The sequence below is a fragment of the Hydrophilobacter chitinilyticus genome (assembly GCF_049860745.1).
GTDB lineage: Bacteria > Pseudomonadota > Gammaproteobacteria > Burkholderiales > Burkholderiaceae_C > Rhodoferax_B.
Map to the genome: position 1 here is coordinate 988,961 of NZ_CP187561.1, position 23,749 is coordinate 1,012,709.

Sequence of the window (23,749 nt, forward strand, 5' to 3'; positions counted from 1 at the left end):
TCAGTCGATCGACACCTTCACCCGCTTCAATACCTCGGCGTATTGGCGCCGGTCGTTCTGCGTCAGGTCGGCCACCACCTGCGCCGGGCCGCTGCCGGGCACAAAGCCGAAGTTGGCCATGCGCTCGCGCACATCGGTTTGGGCCAGCGCGTCGTTGACGGCGGCGTTCAGTTCCGTGACCACGGGCTCGGGTGTGCCGCGCGAGGCCATCAGCGCCACCCAGGTCAGCGCGTCCACACCGCGTGGGCCGCCGGCTTCTTCCAGCGTGGGCACATCGGGCATGGCGGGCGAGCGCGCACGGTCGGCCACGGCCAAGAAGCGCAGCCGGCCGCCTTTGGCGAGGCCACCAGCGGTGGCGATGCTGCCGTAGGCCCAGTCCACCTCTCCGGTAGACACAGCGGCGTAGAGCTGCGAAGTTTCTTTGTACGGCACATGCAGCATCTCGTGGCCCAGCGCTGTCTCTAGCCGCGCGGCGGCCAGGTGCAGTGGGCTGCCGATGGCGTTGGAGCCGTAGCTCAGTGGGCGGCCCTTGTTGGCTGCAGCGGCCACCAGGTCTTTGAAGGTGCGGAACGGGCTGTCGGCCGCCACCGTCACAAAGAACGCGGTTTTGTAGAGCAGGGCCACGGGCACCAGGTCGCGGTCGGCGTCGTAGGTCAGCGCCTTGTAGATCAGCGGGTTGATCGACATGTGCTGCACGTCCACCACCACCAGGCTGCTGCCGTTGGGCGCGCCGGCTTTCATGGCGTTGATGGCCACCGAGCCCGCACCGCCCGGCTTGGGGTCAACCACCACCGGCATGCTCCAGCGGGTTTGCAGTTTGTCCGCCACCAAGCGGGCCACCACGTCTGGGCCGCTGCCCGAGGGCAGGGTGCTGGTGATGCGCACCGGGCCTTTGACGTGGGTCGGGGCTTGCGCCCAGGCTGCAGGTCCAAACGAGGTGAGTGCGCCCAGGGCACTTAGTTTTAGGCAATCGCGTCGCAACATCTCTTGTCTCCTTTTTATTTATCCAGTGTGTCGTCTTACGACTCGTCGACGATGGGGTTGCGCAGTGTGCCAATCCCTTCGACTTCGATTTCGCACACGTCGCCCGGCTTCATCCACACCTGCGGGCTGCGTGCCAAGCCTACGCCCGAGGGGGTGCCGGTGATGATGATGTCGCCCGGCTGCAGCGCCATGCCTTCGGAACAGGCGGCGACCAGGGTGGCCACGTCGAAGATCATGTCGCGGGTGTTGGCGTCTTGCAGGGTTTCGCCGTTTAGGCGGCAGCTGATGCGCAGGCCAGCGGCGCCTGGGGGCAACTCGTCGGCGGTCACAAACTCGGGGCCGAAGCCGCCGGTGGCGTCAAAGTTTTTGCCCCACATCCATTGGCCGGATCGGGTCTGGTAGTCGCGGATCGAGCCGTCGTTGAAGATCGAATAACCCGCCACGTGCTCCAGCGCGCGCTCTTTGGAAATGTAGCGGCCGCCCTTGCCGATCACCGCCACCACTTCGGCCTCGTAGTCGAACTGGTGCGACACGTGTGGCCGCACCAGCGGCTGGCCGTGTGCCACCCAAGACGACACAAAGCGCTGAAAAATCACCGGGTGGCGCGGCAGGTCGAACTTGCTTTCCTTGGCGTGGTCGATGTAGTTCAGGCCGATGGCAAACGCTTTGGCGGGGTTGGCCACTGGGGGCAGCAAGGTGATGTTTTCCAGGCCGAAGCGCGTGCCGGCGCGGGCGGCGGCAGCGCGGGCGGCGGCCATGCCGGCATCGCCTTGCTGCAGCAGTTCGTCCAGCGTGGCGGGCAGGCCGTCGGCGGTGAGGTCGACCACGGTGTCGCCGGTGCGAACGCCGAGGCGAGGGGTTTTGTCGGTGGGGTGCAGGAAGGCAAGAAGTCTCATGGGTTTCTCTCTGGTCAAAAAGTCTTATCAGGTCGGGCCCTTTGGGGTCAGGCGGGGTACTCGTGGTTGGTGATGAAGTCCGGCGGCGGTGGCGGGCCCCACACGTACAGCGCATCGGCGGGCGGGTGGTCGGCTGCGGGCCATTCGAGTCCTGGCGGAATGAAGTCGATGCCGCTGGAATATTCGCAAAAGCTGCCCCAGGGGTCGCGCACATACTGAAAATGGTTCGAGCCCAGCACGTGCCGGCCCAGGCCCCAACCTTGGTCCCAGCCGGCGGCGCGCATCTGCTCGGCGCCCTGGCCGACTTCGTCGATGCTGCCCACGTCCCAACTGCTGTGGTGCAAGCCGGGCGCGTGGCTCTTGGCGAAGGCCACCAGGTGGTGGTCGCTGCCGTGCGGCGTGTGGATGAAGGCGATGACTTCGCCCGAGCGGTCGGACAGGCGCAGGCCCAACACCTCTGCGCAGAAACGCGTCATGGCCGGCACATCCGGCGTGAAGCGCAGGATGTGCGAGAGGTAGCGCGGGCGCACTGGCTGGGTTTGGCTGCGCGGGTGGGCGGCGGCGTGGCCGGGCTGCGTTGGGGTGGTGGGCGAGGGCACGGTGGCCGCAGAGGGCGACACCTTGTCTGTCACCAGAATCTGCGCGGGAATGCCATCGGGTTCGCGTAGCCAAAAGCCCTGGTCGGCGTCGGCCATGCCACGGGTGTGGGCCGGGCAATCGATCAGCGCGCCAGCGGCGGCGGCGCGGCTGTGCAGAGCGTCGATCTCGCGGGCGTAGGCGCCGTAGGTCACGTGCAGCAGGCGCTTGGAGCCGCCGTGTTGCAGCACCGTGCCCCAGGTGTGGGAATGGCCAAAGGTGCGCAAGGCCAGGGTGCCGTCGAGGGGCACCACGTCCAAGCCAAACGCGGTGTAGAAGGTTTGTGCTTCAGCCAGATCGGGCACCGAGAACACGAAGCGGTGTACGGAGTGGACGGCTGCGCTCATGGGGTCACCTCCAGTGCGGCGGCTGCAGATGTTTTTGCGGGTTGCGCAACAAGTCGGCCGGTGATGTGTGCCAGCAGCCCATCGATCGCGGCGGGCAGGCTGTCGCCACGCCAGGCCACGTGTTGGTCGGGGCGGATCAGCGTGTAGCGCGTGGGGTACAGCTCGGCGATGCCCGCTTCTTCAGCTTGCAAGATTTGTAGCGGCACACGCAGTTGTGTAGCGCGCTGGCGGGCATTTTCGATCTCATCTTTTGGTGCCGATGGGTGCGCCAGCAAGGTGAGGCCGCTGCCAAAGTGGTCGTACAGCGAGCTGCCGTCGTGCCGCCAGGCGTGTGGCGCCAAGGCGCCGGGCCGCGAGGTGGGGCGGTAGTTGATGAAGTCGTTGCCGGGGGCGGGGCTGCCATCGGGCACGATCACTGGTGAGTGGTCGTAGCGGTAGCCCAGCACCACGCCCAGCGTGGCGAACTCGCGGATCTTGGCGCTCTGGATGCGCGCGCCCACGCTTTGGCGAATGGCGGCACCGGCAGGGCTGTCGGCGTCCATGCCGTCTTGCCACAGTTGGCGGCCCAGCAAGGTGTGGTTGGCCACGGCCTCGTCGAGCACCAGTTGGTGCACCGGGCGGCGTTCGGCCTCGTAGCTGGCGAGCAACGCTTCGCCGCCCCAGCCTTGCAGCACGGCGGCGATCTTCCAGCCCAGATCCACACCATCGCTCACGCCCATGTTCATGCCGTAGCCGCCAAATGGTGGGTGCAGATGGCAAGCATCGCCCGCCAGGAACACGCGGCCGCTGCGGTACTGGTTGCCGAGGAACTGGCTGGCCACCCATTCGTCGGTGGACAACACTTCATACGGCAAATCGATGCCCGTGGCGCGGCGGATCAAATCGGGCGCATCGGCGGGCTGCAGCTTCACGCTGGGGTCCACCTGCGTGGGCATGAAGAACCATTTGTCGCCCCGGTCCATCGGGCCGATGAGGCTGGGCACGTCTTGGTTCACCTGCCAATACATGATGGCAGGGCCGTGCTGGTGGGCTTGCGCCAAGCCTGGTGCGCGAAACACCACGTTGTAGTTGCGCGAGAGGCCGTAGGTGCCTTCCAGCTTGGCACCCATGGCCTCGCGCACCAGGCTGCGTGCGCCGTCGGCGCCCACCAGGTAGTCGGCGTGGATGTGGATTTGTTGGTGGGTGGTCAGGTCGCGTGCCACGGCATGCACGCCATCGACACCTTGGGTGAACGACAGCAGCTCGCAGTTGAAACGCAGCGCCACGCCCGGCAGTTTTTCGGCATGGGCGCGCATCACCTCTTCGACGCTGTACTGTGGAATCCACTGCGCGTGTTCCGAGTACAGCGGGTTGCGGCCAGGGGCGCAGTAGAAGGCGTTCTCAAAGCGCGTGAGTTCGGGGCCAGAGAGCTTGGTGCAGAACACCACGTTCGACGGGTAGTCCAGCCCCAGTGGCGAGGCGGCGCGCAGTTGTTTGGCGATGCCCCAGCGACGCATGTGTTCGCGGGTGCGCACATTGGTGGTTTTGGCGCGGGGCGCGTAGCCCACGCGGTCGTTGCGTTCAATCAGCAGGCAGGGCACCTGGCGGCTGCCGAGTTCGATGGCGGTTGACAGGCCTACCGGCCCGGCGCCGACGACCAATACCGGCACCCGCACGACGTTGTGCGTCTCGTTGTTTTTGTCCACTGTCTTGTCTCCGTTTGTCTTGGGCACGTGCTGACCACGTTCTTGAGGATGGAATGTAGGGATCGCACCGGGATGCGTGAAGACGCTTTTTTTTGTAGAGTGATGCCGTTTATCTATCGCTCACAAAGTAAGCCACCATGAAATTTGCTGCCCTCAGAGACTTCCTCACCGTGGCCGAGCGCGGCAGCCTGCGCGCAGCCGCTCGCCAGTTGGGCAACACCCAGCCGTCCATCAGCCGCAGCATCCAAGAGTTGGAAAAAGAATTGGGCGTGGCTTTGTTCGAGCGCCGCCCCAACGGCGTGGTGCTCACGCCCATGGGCGAAGTGTTTGAGCGGCGGGCCAGCTCGGTGCGCAACGAGCTGCGCCGTGCCAAGGAAGAGCTGGATCAGTTACGCGGCGAAATGCACGGTCACTTGCGGCTGGCGCTCTCCAGCGTGGCGCACATTGCGCTGCTGCCGCATGCGCTGCGGCCGTTTCGCTTGAAGTACCCCGAGGTGAGCCTGGACATCGTGGACGCGGTGTTCCCCACCATCGAGGCCGACCTGAAAAGCGGCCACATCGACTGCTATGTGGGTCCCGCGCCGCAAGAGATCGCACCTGAGCTGGCGATGGAAAAGCTGTTCGACAACACCCGGCTCATCATCTGCCGCAAAGACCACCCGCTGGCGAACGCGCGCTCGCTCAAAGAGTTGGCGCAGGCGGAGTGGATCACCTCGTCCATCACCCACAAAGCCGAAGAAGAAATCGCCCCGCTGTTCGCCCAACACGGCCTGCCCGCGCCGCGCCTGGTGATGCAGGCGCATTCGGCGCTGACGTTTCTGAGCGGTGTGGTCTATTCCGATTTGCTGATGATGGTGCCCGTGCAGTGGACCCAGTCGCCCCTGCTGCGCGACGCGGTGCACGCCATCAAGATCAAAGAGCAACTGCCCGCGCCGGCAGTGTGTCTGGTGCAGCGCCATGGCCTGCCGCTGACGCCTGCGGCCGAATACTTCTGCGACATGGTGCGGCGCGCGGTGCCGCACCGGGACAAGTTGTAGGAAAACGGGTTTTGGTGCGAGAGGCAACGTGCGGTCAGGTGACCGAAACTGAAAACGCGTTTCGGCCGGCGGCTTTCACGGCGTAGAGCTGGGCGTCTGCGGCGTCGAGCAGTTCTTCTCCAGACAACACGCATTTGTGGTCAAAAGCCACGCCTATGCTCATGGTCACCTCCAGCGTCACGCGGCCATGCAGGATGGGTTCGGCAAATTGGCGCACCACTTTTTTGGCGATGGTTTCGGTTTCGTTTGCGTTGTCCAGCGCCTCGAGCAAGATCACAAATTCGTCTCCGGCCAGTCGCGCCACCATGTCGGCTGCGCGCACCGCATGTTTGAGCCGGTGTGCCACCTCTTTCAATACCGCGTCGCCCACTGCGTGGCCGTGGGTGTCGTTGATGCTTTTGAACCGGTCCACATCCAGAAAGAGCAGGGCGATGCCTCGGCCTGCGCGTTTGGAGCGCGCAATCGCTTTTGGCAGATGGGCGGTCAAGCTGAGGCGGTTGTCCAGCCCTGTCAACGCGTCGGTGTGCAGCAACTGAGACAACTCTTTCTCGGTGCGCTTCAGGTCGGTGATGTCGGCACAAAGGATGAAGATGCCGCGCACAACGCCTTCAGACGCCACGTCCGGTACATAGGTGTTTTGCATCACGCGGGTGCCGCGCAAGGTCTCGCGCTCTCCGACAAACTCCACCCGCTGGCCGGCCAGCGCCCGCAGCACATAGGGAATCAACTGCGCGTACAAGGTGGGTGACCAGTGGTCGCTCAAATGGGTCCCCAGAATGGAGGATGCGGGCGGGCCAAACCATTGGGTGTAGGTTTCATTGACGAACATCACGTTTTGATCGCTGTCGACGTAGGAGATCAAAGCAGGCACGTTGTTGGTGATGGCCGAGAGGCTTCTTTGGCTGGCTTCGAGGGCGCGCTTTTGTTGCTTCAGCAGCGCTTCTCGCGTGCGGTCGTGGGTGACGTCGCGCATGGTGATGGCGAGGCCCGCGCCCAGCGGCACCACTTGCTGCACCACCCGCATTTCCGCCCCTCGACGGGTCACCAAGGTGAACTCTTCTTCCAGCGGTGTGCGCGTGGCCATGACCTTTTGGTAGGCCGCGTACAACGCAGGGCGCACGGCCGCAGGCACCAGCGACAGGGCGGAGCGGCCAATCACCTTGTCCCGCCTGCGCTCCAGCCACTTGAGGGCGCGCGGGTTGGCATGGTCGCAAATGAAATCGGTGGGCTTGCCGTCTTCAGCCTCTGTCGCCGAGAAAATGAAGAAGGCATCGAGCTGCGCATCAGACGCTGCATGGAAGCGATCTTCCGCGTCTTCTGCGCGCCATCGGCTGACTTGCAGGCGTTCAACCAAAACCCAAAAGGCCAAGCTGGCAGCCAACACCACCAAGGTGCCGGCCCACAAAAAATCGGTGAGCTTGCTGCGGCGTAGGAAGTAACTGCTGAGCACCTCGTCCTGCGACAAGCCGGTGTAGGCGACCAGGCGGTACTGCGGCATGACGCGATACGCCATGTAGCGGTTGATGTTGTCGAGCTTGCTGGGGGTTAAATAGACGCCCGCCGCAGCCTTGCTGACCTGTTCCACCAGGAAGTTGTTCCCCGCACGCTCGCCAAACCACACCCTGTCTCCAGAGCGCCGCGCGCGGATGATCCAATCGTCGAGCCCGGTCACGCTGACCAGGCCAGATTTGCCGAACTGCGCCTCGGTGTAAAAGTTCGCCAGAAATGACGGGTCTACCGTGGCCACCACCACGCCCGCAAAGGAGCCGTCGGTCTGCCGGCGCGCCAAGCTGAGGTGGAGCACCCAGGATTGCGATACCCGCCCGAACGTGGGCGCGCCCACATACAGGCCTTGGGCTTTGCCGTCGCGATGCACTTGAAAATAGGCTCTGTCAGCGGCCGAGGTTGGGCCTCCGCGCACGTTGCCTTGGTCAAGTGCTGCGGCCAGCAGCTTTCCTTCCGCATCCAGCAGATACAGGCTTTTGAGATCGGGCTGGTTGTTCAGCGATTGCCGCACCAGCTGAGCGAGCACGGGTTGAGCGGTTTCGCTGCCGCTGTTGAGCGCTACAAAACTCGCCAATTGGCTGATCTGCTCCAGGCGCTGGGCAATGCGTGCTTCAAACGCCTCGGTAGAGGCTTCTGACCGGCGAAAGGTGAGTTCTTCGGTGCGTTGCCGGTCCAAGTCCATGAGCGCCAAGCCCGCCACCCAGAGCACCGCCACAACCAAAATTCCAAAAAGCGGAAGACCCCAACGAAGTGCAAGAAGCACACTCCGCCGCGACATGGAAGACAAAAGCTGCCATTGCATTGCCATCGAATTAGGTCGTTTACGCCATTGCACCTCGACGTTGAAAACCTGTCAACTCTTACAGGTGATAGGCGGACTATGACGGTTGACGGATCTAAGCGCAAGCTCGGCAGAAGCAGTTGCTCCAGTCATGGAGCTGCCCGCCTTGCCTGCAAGCTATGAAACCCGATGTGTATCTTCAATGTGTATGCGTTATAACGGCCTTACCAGACCATCTTTACGCTGGAGGGAGTTGACTTGTCCCCAACCCGAGGATTGCAATCGAGCTTCTCTCGCAAGGTTTTGATCGCATTTTGCGCAGCGGTCTTTGTCGTCGCCTCACTCGTCACGGCCATTTGGCGCATGGCGCAAGACGCCACCGACGCGGCAGACATCGTGGCGCGCACGCACCAGATCCTGAACCTGATTGCACAAATCCGGGCCGATACCTTGCAGGTGAGCTTCACCACACAAAGCTTTCGGCTCTCTGGCGACAAGAAGCTGCTGGAAGAACGCGACAAGGTTATTGCGTCTCGAGAAGAAGCCTTGACTCATTTGAAGGTGTTGGTGGAAGGCGATGCGGGGCAATCTGAGCGGTGGCGCAATCTTCGAACGGTGATCGATCAACGTCTGGCCATTGCAAAACAGATTGGCGTTCTGAGATCAACGCAGGGAGGGGAGGCGGCCAATGCCTACGCTGCAGGGGCCCCGCTGGCAGAAACGCGCGAACGCATCTATGCCTTGTTCCAGGACATGAACGGGCATGCGCAAATCGCGTTGGAACAACACACCGAGCGCCAACTTCAAAAGCAAAGAACCGTGTATGTCATCAGCGTGATGCTGGGGCTGCTGCTGGCCGGGCTGCTGGCACAGATCTACACCTTGATTCGTCGGCAGTTGAGGGACAACGAACAGACCCAGCGCGCATTGGCCCAGAGCGAGGCGAGTTTGTCGACGACTTTGCGCTCGTTGGGAGACGCGGTGCTGGAGACCGACGCGCTGGGCCGGGTCACGCGCATGAACCCAGTGGCCGAGAGCTTGACGGGATGGCAAGACGCCGACGCGCTGGGCCACATGGTGGACGAAGTTTTCCACGTCATCCATGAAAGTACGCGGCTACCCACGCAAGGCCCGGTGGCCAAGGTGATCGAAACGGGTGTGACACAAGCCTTGTCGAACGACACGCTGTTGATCCGGCGCGATGGCCGTGAGCTGCCGATAGGGCACAGCGCGGCGCCTGTGGTGGATGCTTCGGGTAACGTGAGCGGGGTGGTCTTGGTGTTTCGCGACATCACCGTCGAACATCTGGCGAAGCAAAGTATTCGCGAGCAGAACGCCGCGCTTGAACGCAATGTGTATGAGCGCACGCGCGAGTTGCAGGAGACGCAGGAGCATCTGCGCACCGTCATGAACAGTGTTCCGGCGATGATTGCTTACGTGGGTGCAGATCAGCGCTACGTCTACGTCAACGACCAATACCTGGGGCGCTTCACGCCAGAACGCCGCTCCATCACGGGCCTGGCCACGCGAGAGGTGCTGGGCGAGGCGCGTTATGCGATCGCGCAGCCACATATCGAGCGGGTGCTGACCGGCGAAACCTTTCAATACGACTACCAGCCGAATCCGGCGCTATGGCAGTCGATCAATTACGTGCCCAAGCTGGACGCGCAGCGCAAGGTGATCGGCTACTACGTGCTTGGCATAGACATCACCGAACGCAAGTTGAACGAGGAAAAAATCGGCAATCTGAATGCCGAGCTCAACCACCGCGTGCAGGAACTCGAGCGCGTCACACGGGCCTTGAAAACGCTCAGCGCGGGCAATAGCGCCATGTTGCGCTCCACCGATGAAGCGCACCTGCTGGATTCGATGTGCAAGGCTATTGTGGAGGCCGGCGGCTACCCGATCGCCATGGTCTGGTACCGCTTGCACGACGAAGCGCAATCGACGCAAGTGGTGGCGGAAAGTGGCTATCTGCCCGGCATTCAGCGTTTACAAAACCTCAAGACATCCTGGGCCGATGGGCCGCATGGCGGCGGGGCCATCGGCAAAGCCATTCGCACTGGCCTGCCCCAGGTGGCCAAGAACATGTTGACGGACCCGCACTACGCGCCGTGGCGCGAACATCTGATGGGCAACGGCACGTGCATCGCATGCCCGCTGCATGTGGATGGCGAGGTGATTGGCACACTCGCCATCTTTGCTGAAGAGGCTGATGCCTTTGGTGACGACGAGGTCCGGCTGTTGATGGAATCGGCAGAGGATCTGGCCTATGGCATTTCCAGCCAACGCGCGCGTGCGGCCCGCGCGGCTTCTGAGTTGGAGGCGTTTCGCCTGACACACATCGACGCGCTTACCGGGCTGGCGAACGGCACGTTTTTCATCGAGTTGCTGAATCAGGCCATTGACCATGGGAAAGAGACCTCCAGGCCGTTCGTCGTACTGCAAACGAATATCGAGCGCTTGAGCGAAATCAACGATGCGCTGGGCTTTGCACAAGGCGACGAAATGTTGACGGAGTTTGCCAAGCGTCTACGCATGGTGGCACCGGACGGCTCGGTCTTAGCGCGGCTGCGTGGCGATGAATTTGCGGTGCTTCTGAGGCAGGGCGACCGTGCGACGGCCGAGGCCATGGTGCAGCGTATCGAGGGCATGCTGGTCAAGCCATTTCCCATTGGGGACATTGTTCTGGATGTCACCACCAAAACCGGCATTGCCGTTTATCCGCAGCACGGAACATCGGTGCACGACCTGCTGCGGCATGTTGACATTGCGGTGCGGCAGGCGAAACGAAGTGCCCTTTCTCACGCCGTGTATGAGCCGCAACTGGACAACGCCCGGCCCAAGCGTTTGAACATGGCGGGTGCGCTCAGGCGGGCCATTGAAGGAGGCGACCTGATCCTGCACCTGCAGCCTAAAGTGGACATGCGCAGCCGCCAGATTGTGGGGGCTGAGGCGCTGGTGCGTTGGCCGCATGCTGAACATGGTTTGATTCCGCCCATGCAGTTCATCGAGCTGGCCGAACATACCGGCTTGATCAAACCTTTGACAGAACTGGTTATCGACAAGGCAGCGTACCTGATCCACGATTGGCAGAAGCAAGGAACTGCGCTACCGATTGCGGTCAACCTTTCTGCGAAAAACCTGCGTGACGAAAGCTTGGTGGCGCGCATTCGCCAACTGCATCAAAACTTTGCGATTCCGCAAGGCTTTCTGGAACTGGAGATCACAGAAACGGCGCTCATGGATGATGCTCCTCTCGCGATGCGCGTTCTCCAAGAGTTAAAGGATGAGGGCGTTCGTCTCTACATCGACGACTTCGGCACGGGGTATTCATCGCTCAGCTACCTGCAGAAATTGCCGGTCGACTTCATCAAAATCGACCAATCGTTCATCCGTGGCATGTCGATTGACAAGGACTCGGGCTTGATCGTGCGATCAACGATTGACCTGACGCACGACTTGGGCCGTAAGACGGTTGCCGAAGGTGTGGAAACGCAAGGAGACTGGGACCGTTTGGCCCAGTTGGGCTGCGATGTCGCCCAGGGCTACTTCATTGCCCGGCCCATGCCTTCCGATCAGTTTGTCGTTTGGGCCTTCAACTACGGGCGTGGGCTGGAAGAGACGGGTGACGCAGGCTGAGGCCAGGTCGCGTGCAACTACAACACAAATGGCCTGACAGTCCAGCCGGCGAGTTCACATTGCCGCAACGATCTTCCGAGTCGGGTGTTTCAAAATTCACACATCGAATCTGAAGATCTACCGAGGCCACCCATGCATCAATCCAACGCGTCAACCATTTACCAAACCACAAACCCATTGGCTCTGCTCGAAGCGCCTGTGATGCGTGAGCAAATGCGAGGCGAGCAAGGGGAGCCCAACGAATTCAGTCCGGAGGAAGTCCATGTCATCGCCAGCACGTTGACGGTGATTGCGTTCTGCATGGCGTTGATCCTGTATCTGGCGATGTTCTGAAGGCAGAGTCCAAAAAACAAAACCCGCAGTGCTTGCGCATTGCGGGTTTGGAGGAGATGGTGGTGGTAGGTGGATTTGAACCACCGACTTCAGCATTATGAATGCTGCGCTCTAACCAACTGAGCTATACCACCAGGATCTGAGGATTCGAATATGAACATCGAATTCCGAAAAATTGGTGGTGGTAGGTGGATTTGAACCACCGACTTCAGCATTATGAATGCTGCGCTCTAACCAACTGAGCTATACCACCAGCAAGCCCAGCATTATAGCGTATTTCCTTGTTTCAGCGCCATCAGAGCGCTGAACTTGGTGTTGTGGCTTCTGTTTGGGGCAGGTTTTCAAGCGTGTTTGAACACGGCCTTGCGCTTGTTGACGAAGGCGTCCATGCCTTCCTTCTGGTCGGCGGTGGCAAACAGGCCGTGGAACAGGCGGCGCTCGAACATCACGCCGTCGCTCAGGCCGCTTTCAAACGCGCGGTTCACCGATTCTTTGGCGGCCATCACGGCCAGTTGCGAGAAATCGCTGATTTGCAGGGCGGCGCCCAGCGCTTCATCCATCAGTTGCTCCAGCGGCACAACGCGGCTCACCAGGCCCGAGCGTTCAGCCTCGGTGGCGTCCATCATGCGGCCGGTCAGGGCCATGTCCATGGCCTTGGATTTGCCCACGGCGCGCGGCAGGCGTTGTGTGCCGCCAGCACCGGGAATCACGCCCAGCTTGATTTCAGGTTGACCAAACTTGGCGTTGTCGGCGGCGATGATGAAGTCGCACATCATCGCCAGTTCGCAGCCGCCGCCCAGGGCGAAGCCACTCACGGCCGCGATCACCGGCTTGCGGATGCTGCGGATGGTTTCCCAGTTCTTGGTGATGTAGTCGTGTTTGTAGACGTCGGCAAAGGTGTACTGCGCCATGGCGCTGATGTCAGCACCTGCGGCAAAAGCCTTTTCGCTGCCGGTGAGGATGATGCAGCCAATGGCGGGGTCTGCATCAAACGCTTGCAACGCCTGGCCCAACTCATTCATCAACTGGTCGTTGAGGGCGTTGAGCTGCTTGGGGCGGTTCAGCGTGACGATGCCGACTTTTTCGGCTTCGGTGCGCACGGTGATGAGTTCGTATGTCATGCCGGTCTCCTATGGTTTAAGTCTGGAAAATAAATGGGGTTTGACGATATGGGTCAGCCTGCGTCAGACGCCGACGCAAGCCAGGCTGTCACGGTGCGCGCGTTCTCGACGGACAGGCGCCAGGTGGTCACGCTCGTGGCAGCCGGTAGCTTCAGTGGCAGCCGCAGCAAGCGTTTGTCGCGTGACACCAGCGCCACCATGTTGCGGCTGCTTGTGGCGTAGAGCAACACGTCATCGAGCTTGCTGAGCCGCCAGCCGCCTTCAGGGGTTTCCAGGCCAATCCATTCATCGCCAGCCGAAAAACCGGCTTGCTCGGCGGCACCACCGCGCAGCACCATTTTGACGACCACGCCATCGGTTTCGCTAACGCGAATCCCCAAGCGCTGCGCCAGTTGGGCTTGGTCTTCGTGTACACCCACGCCATGACTGGTCAGCAGGTCTTTCAGCGGCAATTCGCTTTTGCCATGCACCCATGCCGCAATTTCGGGGGCGTAACTGCGGCCAGACAGGGCTTCGAGCGCATCAGCAAAATCTTGCTCGCGCATGGGGCCGCCGGCGCAACGCTGCCAGAGGTCGCGCATCACGGCGTCGAGCGTGGTCTTGCCCTCGGCGCGCAGCGTCAGGTCAAAGCACAGCGCCACCAGAGCGCCCTTGGTGTAGTAGCTGACGGTGATGTTGGGGGTGTTTTCGTCCTGGCGGTAGTACTTGGTCCAGGCGTCCATGCTCGACTCGGCGGCCGACTGCACTTTGCGCCCTGGCGTCTGCATCACCTGGTTAATGGTCTTGTTCAGCAGGCGCAGGTAACCAGCGTTGTCCAGCAGGTTGGTGCGGCGCAGCAGCAGGTCGTCGTAGTAGCTGGTGAAGCCTTCAAAGAACCACAACAATCGGGTGTATTGCTCGGCGTCGTAGTGGTAGCGCGTGAAGTCGGCCGGACGCAGGCGCTTGACGTTCCAGGTGTGGAAATACTCATGGCTGATAAGGCCCAGCAGAGTGATGTAGCCCTCGCTCAGCTTCGGCGGCGTGCTGCTGTTGGCTGGCGTGGCGGCGATGCGCGGCAGGTCGCGCCGGTTGCAGATTAGCGCGGTGGAGTTTTGGTGTTCAAGACCACCATAGCCGTCGTCCACGGCGTTGAGCATGAAGACGTAGCTTTTGTGCGGTGCGGCACTGCGTGGCACGGTTTTGGCGCCAGTGGCGCTGGTGCGCTCGTGCCAGAAGCGGATCTCGGCTTCGCAGATGCGTTGCGTATCGGCCAGCAACCGGGCACCGTCAAACGAGGGCGGGGCACCGGCGACCACAAAGCGGTGCTGCACCCCACAGGCGATGAATTGACCGCTCCAGAACTGGCCCATTTCGACCGGGCAGTCGACGAGTTCGTCGTAGTGCGCGGCCAGGTAGTGGCCAAAGCCTTTGGCGGAGGTATCGGTGGCCGTCAACCCGGTAGCCACAGACCAATTGGCGATGGCCGCATCAGACGCAATTTCCAGCGCATGCGGCGTGTCTTCTTGGCCGTGCACACGCAGGCACAGGCTGGTGCCGTTGAAGAAACCGCGCGTCGCGTCGAGCCAGGCGGTGCGTACCGAGGCGTCGTGGGCGTAAACCTCGTAGCGCAACACCAGGGGTTTGGCAGGGTTGGCTGTCACTTCCCAGGTGTTTTTGTCCAACTGTTGAACCGGTAGCGGGCGGTTGCTGGTGAGCCGTGCCTGCAGGTTTTGCAAATTTTTGGAGAACTCGCGCACCAGGTAGCTGCCGGGAATCCATACCGGGAGCGAGAAACGCTGCAGGGCGGCGGGGCGCGCCACCGTCAGCGTCACGCGGAACAGGTGTGCGTGGAGATCTGCGACTTCAATGCGGTACTGGATGCCGGGTTGGGCGGGGGAGATGCTGCCGTTTTTTTTCATGTTGTAGCCAAGAATACAGGACTTGGCATGGCATGTGGCAGCAGTGGGACTCAGGGATTGCTAGCACGCCCCATTCGCGTGTCGCCCAGATGTAGCAAGGGCTCCGAGTGGAGCCCTTGAAAAACAGTTATCTAATCAGTTCTTTGCCGCCGCGACGAGGTATTTTTCAACCTCGGCAGATGAGATAGCGCCAGGCACGCGTTTGCCATCTTCGAAGATCAAAGTGGGCGTGCCGGTGATGCGGTACTTTTTGCCAAACTCAACGTTACGCGTCAGGGCGCTGGCTTCGCAGCTGGCGCTGGCCGGTGTTTGACCCCGCACCATCCAGTCTTGCCAGCTCTTGGCCTTGTCTTTGGCGCACCAGATGTTGCGTGCCTTCTCGGTGGAGTCGGGGCTCAGGATGGGGAACAGGTACATGTAGACCGTCACGTTGTCGAGCTTTTGAATGTCTTGCTCGAAGCGTTTGCAGTAGCCGCAGTTCGGGTCTTCAAACACCGCGATCTTGCGCTTGCCGTTGCCACGCACGATGGTGAAGGCGTCTTTCACGGGCAGCGCGCTGAAGGCCACGGCGGTGAGCTTTTCGACGCGTTCTTCGGTTAGGTTGCGGCGCAGCTTGGTGTCGATCAAGTGGCCGTTGATGAGGAAGTTGCCTTCGGCATCGGTGTACATGATGTCGTTGTCTTCTAGCCGCACTTCAAACAGGCCGGCCATGGGGCTCTTGCTGATCTCGGCAATGTTGGGCAACTGCGGAATGCGTTCCTTCAGGTTCTTGCGGATGGTGGCCTCTTGTGCCATCACCGCCACGCCCGCCAGCGCCAAGACGGCGGCTAATCCCAGTTTGGCCAGTTTTGCAAATCTCATGTCAATGCTCTCGATTGATTCAACGATGTGTGCCCATGGCTTGGCGCGCCACCCATGTTTTGAGCAAACCACTGCGCTCAAAACCCTTCATGCCCCAATTACGCAAGCCGCGCAGCAATTCTGCATCTTGCGCAAACAGTTGTTGCAAACCGTCCGACGTGCCGCCCACCGCCAACAAGGCGGCTTTGCGTGCGCGCTCGTAGCGGCGCAGCAGCTTTTCATCGCCCACGCTGCGCCAGTAGTCGCGGTCGTGCAGCAGGCTGGCCAACTCGGCAGCGTCGCCCAAACCCAGATTCAAGCCTTGGCCCGCCAGCGGGTGGATGGTGTGGGCCGCGTCACCGGCCAACGCCCAGCTTTTCGGCGGCTTGCGGCCTTCGACGGGGTACTGGCCCGTCCAACGCTCAGCGCGGCCGTTTTGCAGCGGCCAGGACGCACGTTCGCCTTGCAACTGCATGGCGCCCAGTGCGCCGTGGCTAGCCTGCTCCAAGGCTTGGGTGAATTCTTCGGGCGGCAACGCCAGCAATGCTGGTGCACGTTCCTGTTGAACAGACCACACCACGGCGACAGAGTTCCCTTGCGCGCCATCCAAAGGCAACAAAGCCAGCACTTCGCCGCCGCTAAACCACTGGCGCGCGACTTGGCCGTGCGGCAAGGCGCAGGTGACGCGGGCCGCCACAGCGTGCTGGTGGTACGGCATTTGGCTGAAGGCCACGCCCAACTCTTGCCGTGTGGCGCTGGCCTTGCCTTCGCAAATCACCGTAAGGGCCGCAGGCTGCGGCGTGGCCACCACCTGCACCATCGGCTGGTAGCGCACGGCTTCGCTCAGTTGTTTTTCCAGCGCGGGCACGTCGACCACCCAGGCCAGGGCCTCGGCGCCATTTTCGGCCGCGCGGAAGTTGACCTCGCCGCCCTGGTCGCCAAACACCTGCATGGCGGCCACGGCGGTGGCGTGTTGCGTGTCGGGCCAGCAGCGCAAGTCGTCGAGCAGCGTGCGTGACACGGGGTTGAGCGCGTAGGCGCGCACGTCGACTGAGGCCGGGTGAGCCGGGGTCGAGGTGTCGACCAAGGCCACGCGCAAACGGTCGCGTGCCAAAAGCAAAGCCAGGGTGCGGCCCACAATGCCGGCACCGCGAATACATACATCAAAGGGTTGCGCCATGAGGAGATTGTAGGAGGCAGGGCACAATCGGCGGCATTGCCCTTTTGATGCCGCTCCAAGGAAGTTTTTTTCACCATGTCTTCGCCCGAATCCACCCTGCCCGACGCCGATGTTTCGGCCCAGATCACCCGCTTGTACGTCTACCCCATCAAGTCATGTGCGGGTGTGCAAGTGCCGAATGTCTTGCTGACCGAAACCGGCCTGGAGTTCGACCGTGCCTGGATGCTGGTAGACGAAGACGGCACTTTTGTCAGCCAGCGAGAACTGCCGCGCATGGCGCTGATCCAGCCGCAAATCAAACAATACGAGATGGTGGTGCGCGCGCCCGGCATGTTGGCGCTGCACATTGCGCTGGATGCGGTGGAAGAGCCGCTGCAGGTCAAGGTGTGGAGCGACGAAGTGCGTGCCTACAACATGGGAGCGGTGGCGGCGCAATGGTTCAGCGACTTTTTGTCGACCAAAGAGGCGCCACGTAAATTGCGCCTGGTGCGGTTTGACCCGGAGCAGCAGCGCTTGTCCAGCCTGAAGTGGACGGGCGGCATTGAAGCCACCAACCAATTTGCCGACGGCTTTCCGGTGCTGGTGATCAGCGAAGCCTCGCTCGACGGCCTGAACGAGCGCTTGGTCGCCGCAGGCCACACGCCTGCCGCCATGGAGCGCTTCAGGCCCAACGTGGTGGTGTCCGGCGTGGACGCACACGACGAAGACCGCCTGGATGAAATGCTCATTGCCACGGCCGAAGGCCATGCCCGGCTGAAGATGGTGAAGCCTTGCCCGCGCTGCCCGATTCCCAACATCGACCCGGCCACCGCCATCAGCAGCCCCGAGGTGTCAGACACCTTGCAGGGCTACCGCAAGGTGGAGATTGTGGGGGGCGCTATCGCTTTTGGTATGAACGCGATTGTCTTGGACGGTGTTGATTTTGAGTTGCGCGTAGGCCAAGCCGCATCTGCAGATTACCGCTTCGACTAAGCACCCGGCGCACCGCAAAACCCTGGCGCAGCGCGGCGGTGGGCCCATCGCATACACTCTTGCACCAGATTTTTGAGGATTGCCATGAGTTTGAAGTGCGGCATTGTGGGCCTGCCCAACGTCGGTAAATCGACACTGTTCAACGCGTTGACCAAGGCGGGCATCGCGGCCGAAAACTACCCGTTTTGCACCATTGAGCCCAACGTGGGCGTGGTCGAAGTGCCCGATCCACGGCTGGATCAATTGGCGGCCATCGTGGTGCCCGAGCGCATCGTGCCGGCGATTGTGGAGTTTGTGGACATCGCAGGCCTCGTGGCCGGCGCGAGCACGGGCGAAGGCCTGGGCAACAAGTTCCTGGCGCACATCCGCGAGACCGACGCCATCGTCAACGTGGTGCGCTGCTTTGAAGACGACAACGTGATCCACGTGGCCGGCAAGGTCGACCCGATTGCCGACATTGAGGTGATCCAGACCGAACTGTGCCTGGCCGACTTGACCGCGGTCGAGAAGGCGCTGCACCGCGTCACCAAGACGGCGCGCTCGGGCGACAAGGAATCGATCAAGTTGGTGGCCATTCTGGAGAAATGCCAGGCGGCACTGGACCAGGGCAAGCCGGTGCGGACCATCGAATTCAGCAAGGAAGAGTTGCCACTGCTGAAGCAGTTCTTCTTCATCACCGCCAAGCCGGCGATGTTCGTGGGCAACGTCAGCGAAGACGGTTTCGAGAACAACCCGTTTCTGGATCGCCTGAAGGCCTACGCCGCGACGCAGAACGCGCCCGTGGTGGCCATCTGCGCCAAGATCGAAGCCGAGTTGTCCGAGATGGACGATGCGGATCGCCTGGAGTTCCTGAAGGAACTGGGCCAGGATGAGCCAGGCCTGAACCGCCTGATCCGTTCCGCCTACGCATTGCTGGGCCTGCAAACCTACTTCACCGCTGGCGTGAAGGAAGTGCGCGCCTGGACCATCCATGTGGGTGACACCGGCCCGCAAGCGGCTGGCGTGATCCACACCGACTTCGAGAAGGGCTACATCCGCGCCCAGACCATTGCGTTTGACGACTACATCGCCTTCAAGGGCGAGCAGGGTGCCAAAGACGCGGGCAAGATGCGCGCCGAAGGCAAGGAATACGTGGTCAAGGATGGCGACGTGTTGAACTTCTTGTTCAGCTCTTAAGCTCTTTCTGCTCCAGATACAAAGGCGCGGTGTTTTCGGACACCGCGCCTTTTGTTTTTTGGGGGATGTGGCGGGAGTTGGTGTGGATCACCCCGCCTTGCGAAACGTCAGGTTGATGCGCTGGCCGCCCAGCAGCGGATGCGGGTTGTCTTCAAGCGGCAGCACGCCGTGGAAGCGCAGCCGGTCAACACCGCCCCACACCATCACGTCGCCATGCTGGAGCGGGATCTTGGCGCTTTTGCCCGCACGGGTTTGGCCGCCAAACAAGAAGGTGGCGGGCATGCCGAGCGACACCGAGACGATAGGTTGGCCGTAATCGCGCTCGTCGCGGTCTTGGTGCAGCGACAGCTTGGTGCCGGGCTGGTAGCGGTTGATCAGGCAGGCGTCCGGATTGAAATCGCTGAAGCCCGCTGCGCTGGCGGCGCGGTTGGCTAACCGTGAGAAGACCTCGGGCATCGGTGGCCAGGGCAGGCCACTTTCGGGGTCGGTGGGGCTATAGCGGTAGCCACGCCGGTCACTGGCCCAGCCCAAGGCGCCGCAGTTGGTGAGCGCCACCGACATGGTGAAGCCGCCGGGCGTCACCATGTGGCGCGAGGGCGCGGCTTGGATGATGGCGTTGACCGCCTGGAGCAGCGCATCCACTTCAGGCAAAGCAAACCCTGGCAACACAAAAGCCTGTGCGCCAATGGCGATGCGTTCGTCCTGCGGCTGGTCGGCAAAAAGGTCGTGCGTTTGCATGCGGGCTATTGTGCTTTGTGGTCGCAACCCGACACGCGAGGAGCACAATTTTGGGGCATATGATAGAATCGATCTATCGCGATCCCTACTTCATTTGCTTCGCTCCAACGGCTCAACCACTGGTTGATCCCTGAGCTAAGCGGCTTCTCGCAGCGGAGCCCTCAGTCCTGTCCTGTATCGCGTGAATCCCGGCGCAGCTCTTTTGACGAGCAGCGCGTTTTTCTCGGTTTCCCCTTTTGTTTTTCGCTCCCGCCCGCTGCATTGAGGGCCGATTCAGAGCGAAGGCGGCATTTACGACACAACACTGTGTCCGCGTCGCCAGACGCCGGGGGCTTCGGGCATGTGACATGCCTTTTTCCTTCTGAGCCCATTGCCCTGCAATGGCTGTGTTCCATTGAATTTTGATTCCATTGCGCCGATCAACATCGGCAAGTTTCTCGTTTCCCCTTTGTCCAAGCGTCTGGCCGACGGCCTGTACGCCGCCAGCGTTTCCATCCGCAGTGGCCGTGGCAGCGCCACCACCGACCGCGTGATGCGTTTTACCGGGAGTTTTTTGTCGGCTAATGCGGCCCAGCGTTATGCACAAGACCAAGGCGTTGCCTGGGTGTCTGACCGCCAACCGTCAGCTGCACAGGTGGCGATGGCTTGAAGCTGTTCCCTCCTTCCTTGTTGCGCCGCAGGCTAAACGCCCCAAGCGCCACTTCCACTAAATCTTGATTGTTGAAAGAGAGTTGTCATGGCAAAAGAAGACCTGATTGAAATGAGTGGCGTGGTGTCCGAAGTGTTGCCCGATGCACGTTTTCGCGTCACGCTGGAAAACGGCCACGTGTTGGTCGCTTACACCGCCGGCCGCATGCGCAAGCACCGCATCCGCATCTTGGCCGGCGACAAGGTGTCGCTCGAACTCTCGCCTTATGACCTGAGCAAGGGCCGCATCAAGTTCCGCCATATCGAACACCGCAGCCCGCCACCGAGCAGCGGTTACCAACAACGGCACTAAGCCGCTGTGGAACCGAACCGCCAAGCCTTGCAAGAGGTGCGGCGGTTTTTTTATGTCAAATTGGCTTTCACCGCACTACCATGTAGCGACGCCAGCTACTGAATTCATAGTGAGCAAAAGCTGCGGAGTAGACTCTGCAGCCGTGAATGCTCCATGTTCACCTTCATCGTTCACCCTCGTTCTCTATTTTTGCTCTTGCTGCCATGACTGAACCCGTTCGACTCGCCAAACGCCTGGCCCAACAAATGGGTGTCTCCCGCAGTGTGGCCGAGCAATACATTGAAGGCGGCTGGGTGGAAGTGGACGGCGTGTTGGTTGAAGAACCCATGGCCCGCGTCAGCGATGAACAGAACGTGGTGGTCGACCCCAATGCCACGCTGTTGGCCCTGGTGCCGATGACCTTGCTGCTGCACGTGCCACCCGAGTACGCGGTGAACCATGCCGGTCACCGCAGCAAAGGCCAAGAGGGCGCATTCGCAATGCTGACCGCCGAGAACCGCTTCAAAAATGACCGCTCTGGTGTGCGCTCCATCAAGAAGCACTTTGTGCAGCAGCAGGTCGTGGCATCGCTTGATTTTGGCGCCTGCGGCCTGGCCATCTGGACGCAAGACTTCCGCGTGGGCCGCAAGCTGTATGAGGACGCGCAATACGTTGAACACGAGTACATGGTCGATGTGGATGGCGTGGTGTCGCCCGCCGCCTTGCTGCGCCTAAGCCAGCCGTTCACGATCCAGGGGCGCCGTTTGCCGGCTGTGCGCGTGAGCGTGAGCAGCGCCCGGTCAGACGGCCAGCGCAGCACCTTGCGCTTCGCCATCAAAGGGCCTGCGCCGCAGCAAATTGCCATGATGTGTGAACTGGTGGAGCTGCCCGTGCGCAGCATCAAACGCAGCCGCGTGGGCAGCATTGCGCTGCAGCAGCTGCCGGCAGGGCAGTGGCGCTACCTGGCCACCCACGAACGGTTTTAATTTCCGAAATGCAAGATGCCGGGAAACGCCCAAACTAGCGAACCCGTCATCAGCACGTAGCGCAAAAACTTGCCGATGGCCATGTAGAACAGGCAGGACCAAAACGGCAAACGCAGCCAGCCGGCCACAGCGCACAACGGGTCGCCTACCAGCGGCAACCACGCCAATAAACAGGCTTTAGGCCCCAGCCGCTCCAGCCATGCCAACACGCGTGTGTGGTGCGCAGAGTGTTTGTATTTGTCGGCCACGCGGTGCGCGCCATAGCCCATCCACCAATCCACGGCTCCACCCAAGGTGTTGCCGGCGGTGGCGACCAAAATAGCCGGCCAAAACAATTCAGGGTTGAGTTTGACCAGGCCAAAAACTGCGGGCTCCGAGCCCAGCGGCAGCAAGGTCGCTGAAATAAACGAGACTACAAAAACGGTGCTGAGGCCGAACTGCGGCAAGGCCAGCAGTTGTATGAGGTGTTCGATCCATTGCTCCATGTGACGCCGAGTATAGGCAGGCCGTGGCGTCGCGCAGGCGACCTTATCCCGCCATGCTTCAGGGCGATCTCACAACCGAACTTAAGTGATGCCAGAAATTCCATCGCAGATTTCAATTGCTGAAATTTTGAGCAGCTAGAATCGCTCCCTTCCCCCAGCCGACCCTATTCGCCGCTTGCGCTGCGTAGCCCTCCCCATTTCTGATGCAGATTGGTCCTTATTCCCTGCCGAACAACTTGTTCGTTGCTCCCATGGCGGGTGTGACGGATCGGCCGTTCCGGCGCCTGTGCAAGGCGCTGGGGGCAGGGTATGCCGTCAGCGAAATGGTGACTTCGCGGCGTGACCTGTGGAACTCGCTGAAAACCTCTCGCCGTGCCAACCACGATGGCGAGGCCGCGCCCATTGCGGTGCAGATCGCCGGCACCGAGCCGCAAATGATGGCCGAGGCCGCGGTCTACAACATCGAGCGTGGCGCGCAGATCATCGACATCAACATGGGTTGCCCGGCCAAAAAGGTCTGCAACAAGTGGGCTGGCTCGGCGTTGATGCAAGACGAAGATCTGGCAACGGCCATTGCGCAAGCGGTGGTTGAAGCCTGTGCGCCGCACCAGGTGCCGGTCACCTTGAAGATGCGCACTGGCTGGTGCCAAACGCACAAAAATGCGTTGGTGCTGGCGCGCCGCTTTGAAGATGTGGGTGTGCAAATGCTCACCGTGCATGGCCGCACGCGCGAACAAGGTTACAAGGGCCACGCCGAGTACGACACCATTGCGGCCGTCAAGGCTGCGGTGCGCATTCCGGTGGTGGCCAATGGCGACCTCAACACACCTGAAAAGGTGCGCGATGTATTGGCCGCTACCGGTGCAGACGCGGCCATGATTGGCCGTGCCGCGCAAGGCCGGCCGTGGATCTTCCGCGAAGTGGCGCACTTCCTGGCCACAGGCTCGCACCTGGCGCAGCCCTTGGTGGTGGAAGTGCAGCGCCTGCTGCTTGAACACCTGGAAGACCACTACAGCCTGTACGGCGACTACACCGGTGTGCGCAGTGCGCGCAAACACATCGGCTGGTACATCAAGCATTTGCCCGGGGGAGAAGCGTTCCGCAGCCAAATGAATTTGCTGGAGCAGCCCAGCGAACAACTGGCAGCGGTGAAAGACTATTTTGATGCGATGGCCGACCGGATGGACCGGATGCCCGCCCCCCTGTCGGATGCCGCGTCCGACAGTGCGGAAGAACAAGAGGAGAGTGCTGCGTGAGCAAAAAACACCTACAAGAATGCGTCCGAGAAAGCCTCGAGGATTACTTCACCGACCTGCATGGTATTGAGCCCAACGGCATGTACGACATGATGGTGCGTGCCATGGAAAAACCTTTGTTGGAAGTGGTGATGGCGCATGCCGACCAGAACCAGTCGCGCGCGGCCGAGTGGCTGGGCATGAACCGCAACACCTTGCGCAAGAAGTTGCTTGAGCACAAGCTCGCCAAATAAATACAGCCCGGCCGCCTTCTTTACTTCTTTAATTAAGG

Annotated in this window: 21 protein-coding genes and 2 tRNA genes; 10 read left to right on the forward strand and 13 right to left on the reverse strand. The window is 61.4% G+C overall.

The window, feature by feature from the left end; genetic code table 11:
- Genes ACPWMG_RS04670 through ACPWMG_RS04685 form a run of 4 tightly spaced genes read right to left on the reverse strand, consistent with a single transcriptional unit; the run spans window position 1 to window position 4,548 of the window.
- Complete coding sequence (locus ACPWMG_RS04670) at window positions 1-984, reverse strand: Bug family tripartite tricarboxylate transporter substrate binding protein (RefSeq protein WP_483303495.1); 984 nt, start codon at window positions 982-984, stop codon at window positions 1-3.
- A gap of 35 nt (window positions 985-1,019) precedes the next feature.
- The gene (locus ACPWMG_RS04675; protein ID WP_483303496.1) at window positions 1,020-1,880 is read right to left on the reverse strand and encodes a fumarylacetoacetate hydrolase family protein; all 861 of its coding nucleotides are present in this window, start codon (window positions 1,878-1,880) and stop codon (window positions 1,020-1,022) included.
- Window positions 1,881-1,927: 47 nt separating this feature from the next.
- Window positions 1,928-2,863, reverse strand: coding sequence for a VOC family protein (locus ACPWMG_RS04680; protein ID WP_483303497.1), 936 nt, complete (start codon window positions 2,861-2,863; stop codon window positions 1,928-1,930).
- The gene (locus tag ACPWMG_RS04685) at window positions 2,860-4,548 is read right to left on the reverse strand and encodes an FAD-dependent monooxygenase (protein WP_483303498.1); all 1,689 of its coding nucleotides are present in this window, start codon (window positions 4,546-4,548) and stop codon (window positions 2,860-2,862) included. Before ACPWMG_RS04685 ends, ACPWMG_RS04680 begins: the two co-directional genes overlap by 4 nt.
- Before the next feature lie 137 nt (window positions 4,549-4,685).
- On the opposite strand from ACPWMG_RS04685, the gene ACPWMG_RS04690 reads away from it, so the two are divergent.
- Window positions 4,686-5,585, forward strand: coding sequence for a LysR substrate-binding domain-containing protein (locus ACPWMG_RS04690; RefSeq protein WP_483303499.1), 900 nt, complete (start codon window positions 4,686-4,688; stop codon window positions 5,583-5,585).
- 34 nt (window positions 5,586-5,619) lie between these two features.
- Here the strand turns inward: ACPWMG_RS04690 and ACPWMG_RS04695 are convergent, their stop codons facing one another.
- Complete coding sequence (locus tag ACPWMG_RS04695; RefSeq protein ID WP_483303500.1) at window positions 5,620-7,806, reverse strand: bifunctional diguanylate cyclase/phosphodiesterase; 2,187 nt, start codon at window positions 7,804-7,806, stop codon at window positions 5,620-5,622.
- A 324-nt stretch (window positions 7,807-8,130) separates the two neighbouring features.
- Between ACPWMG_RS04695 and ACPWMG_RS04700 the strand changes: the two genes are divergently transcribed.
- On the forward strand, window positions 8,131-11,514 hold the full coding sequence (locus ACPWMG_RS04700) for an EAL domain-containing protein (protein WP_483303501.1): 3,384 nt from the start codon (window positions 8,131-8,133) through the stop codon (window positions 11,512-11,514).
- A 132-nt stretch (window positions 11,515-11,646) separates the two neighbouring features.
- On the forward strand, window positions 11,647-11,847 hold the full coding sequence (locus ACPWMG_RS04705; RefSeq protein WP_483303502.1) for a hypothetical protein: 201 nt from the start codon (window positions 11,647-11,649) through the stop codon (window positions 11,845-11,847).
- Window positions 11,848-11,904: 57 nt separating this feature from the next.
- On the opposite strand, the gene ACPWMG_RS04710 is transcribed toward ACPWMG_RS04705, so the two are convergent.
- The 6 genes from ACPWMG_RS04710 to ACPWMG_RS04735 form a co-directional block, all read right to left on the reverse strand.
- Window positions 11,905-11,981, reverse strand: a tRNA-Met gene (locus ACPWMG_RS04710).
- Window positions 11,982-12,023: 42 nt separating this feature from the next.
- A tRNA-Met gene (locus ACPWMG_RS04715) sits at window positions 12,024-12,100 on the reverse strand.
- 88 nt (window positions 12,101-12,188) lie between these two features.
- Window positions 12,189-12,968: an enoyl-CoA hydratase gene (locus tag ACPWMG_RS04720; protein WP_483303503.1), complete on the reverse strand. Its 780-nt coding sequence runs from the start codon at window positions 12,966-12,968 to the stop codon at window positions 12,189-12,191.
- A 53-nt stretch (window positions 12,969-13,021) separates the two neighbouring features.
- Complete coding sequence (locus ACPWMG_RS04725; RefSeq protein ID WP_483303504.1) at window positions 13,022-14,866, reverse strand: M61 family metallopeptidase; 1,845 nt, start codon at window positions 14,864-14,866, stop codon at window positions 13,022-13,024.
- Between the two features lie 135 nt (window positions 14,867-15,001).
- Window positions 15,002-15,727, reverse strand: coding sequence for a DsbC family protein (locus tag ACPWMG_RS04730; protein WP_483303505.1), 726 nt, complete (start codon window positions 15,725-15,727; stop codon window positions 15,002-15,004).
- Between the two features lie 19 nt (window positions 15,728-15,746).
- Window positions 15,747-16,886, reverse strand: a complete 1,140-nt coding sequence (locus ACPWMG_RS04735; protein ID WP_483303506.1) for an FAD-dependent monooxygenase — start codon at window positions 16,884-16,886, stop codon at window positions 15,747-15,749.
- A gap of 75 nt (window positions 16,887-16,961) precedes the next feature.
- On the opposite strand from ACPWMG_RS04735, the gene ACPWMG_RS04740 reads away from it, so the two are divergent.
- Complete coding sequence (locus tag ACPWMG_RS04740; protein ID WP_483303507.1) at window positions 16,962-17,858, forward strand: MOSC domain-containing protein; 897 nt, start codon at window positions 16,962-16,964, stop codon at window positions 17,856-17,858.
- Between the two features lie 84 nt (window positions 17,859-17,942).
- Window positions 17,943-19,034 (forward strand): redox-regulated ATPase YchF, encoded by a 1,092-nt coding sequence (ychF, locus tag ACPWMG_RS04745; protein WP_483303508.1) that lies wholly within the window; start codon window positions 17,943-17,945, stop codon window positions 19,032-19,034.
- An 87-nt stretch (window positions 19,035-19,121) separates the two neighbouring features.
- On the opposite strand, the gene alkB is transcribed toward ychF, so the two are convergent.
- Complete coding sequence (gene alkB / locus ACPWMG_RS04750) at window positions 19,122-19,772, reverse strand: DNA oxidative demethylase AlkB (protein WP_483303509.1); 651 nt, start codon at window positions 19,770-19,772, stop codon at window positions 19,122-19,124.
- Between the two features lie 394 nt (window positions 19,773-20,166).
- On the opposite strand from alkB, the gene ACPWMG_RS04755 reads away from it, so the two are divergent.
- The 3 genes from ACPWMG_RS04755 (at window position 20,167) to ACPWMG_RS04765 (ending at window position 21,737) form a co-directional block, all read left to right on the forward strand.
- Window positions 20,167-20,421, forward strand: coding sequence for a hypothetical protein (locus ACPWMG_RS04755; protein WP_483303510.1), 255 nt, complete (start codon window positions 20,167-20,169; stop codon window positions 20,419-20,421).
- 87 nt (window positions 20,422-20,508) lie between these two features.
- Window positions 20,509-20,772 (forward strand): translation initiation factor IF-1, encoded by a 264-nt coding sequence (gene infA / locus ACPWMG_RS04760; protein ID WP_483303511.1) that lies wholly within the window; start codon window positions 20,509-20,511, stop codon window positions 20,770-20,772.
- Window positions 20,773-20,975: 203 nt separating this feature from the next.
- A complete protein-coding gene (locus tag ACPWMG_RS04765; RefSeq protein ID WP_483303512.1) occupies window positions 20,976-21,737 on the forward strand; it encodes a S4 domain-containing protein in 762 nt (253 codons plus the stop codon).
- Here ACPWMG_RS04765 and ACPWMG_RS04770 read toward each other — a convergent pair.
- Window positions 21,734-22,222, reverse strand: a complete 489-nt coding sequence (locus ACPWMG_RS04770) for a YqaA family protein (protein ID WP_483303513.1) — start codon at window positions 22,220-22,222, stop codon at window positions 21,734-21,736. The two genes, ACPWMG_RS04765 and ACPWMG_RS04770, sit on opposite strands and share 4 nt — an antisense overlap.
- A gap of 203 nt (window positions 22,223-22,425) precedes the next feature.
- Here ACPWMG_RS04770 and dusB point away from each other — a divergent pair, with 203 nt between their 5' ends.
- Window positions 22,426-23,478: a tRNA dihydrouridine synthase DusB gene (gene dusB / locus ACPWMG_RS04775; RefSeq protein ID WP_483303514.1), complete on the forward strand. Its 1,053-nt coding sequence runs from the start codon at window positions 22,426-22,428 to the stop codon at window positions 23,476-23,478.
- A complete protein-coding gene (locus tag ACPWMG_RS04780) occupies window positions 23,475-23,711 on the forward strand; it encodes a helix-turn-helix domain-containing protein (RefSeq protein WP_483303515.1) in 237 nt (78 codons plus the stop codon). The genes dusB and ACPWMG_RS04780 overlap by 4 nt, the downstream gene beginning before the upstream one ends.
- Window positions 23,712-23,749 lie beyond the last annotated feature (38 nt).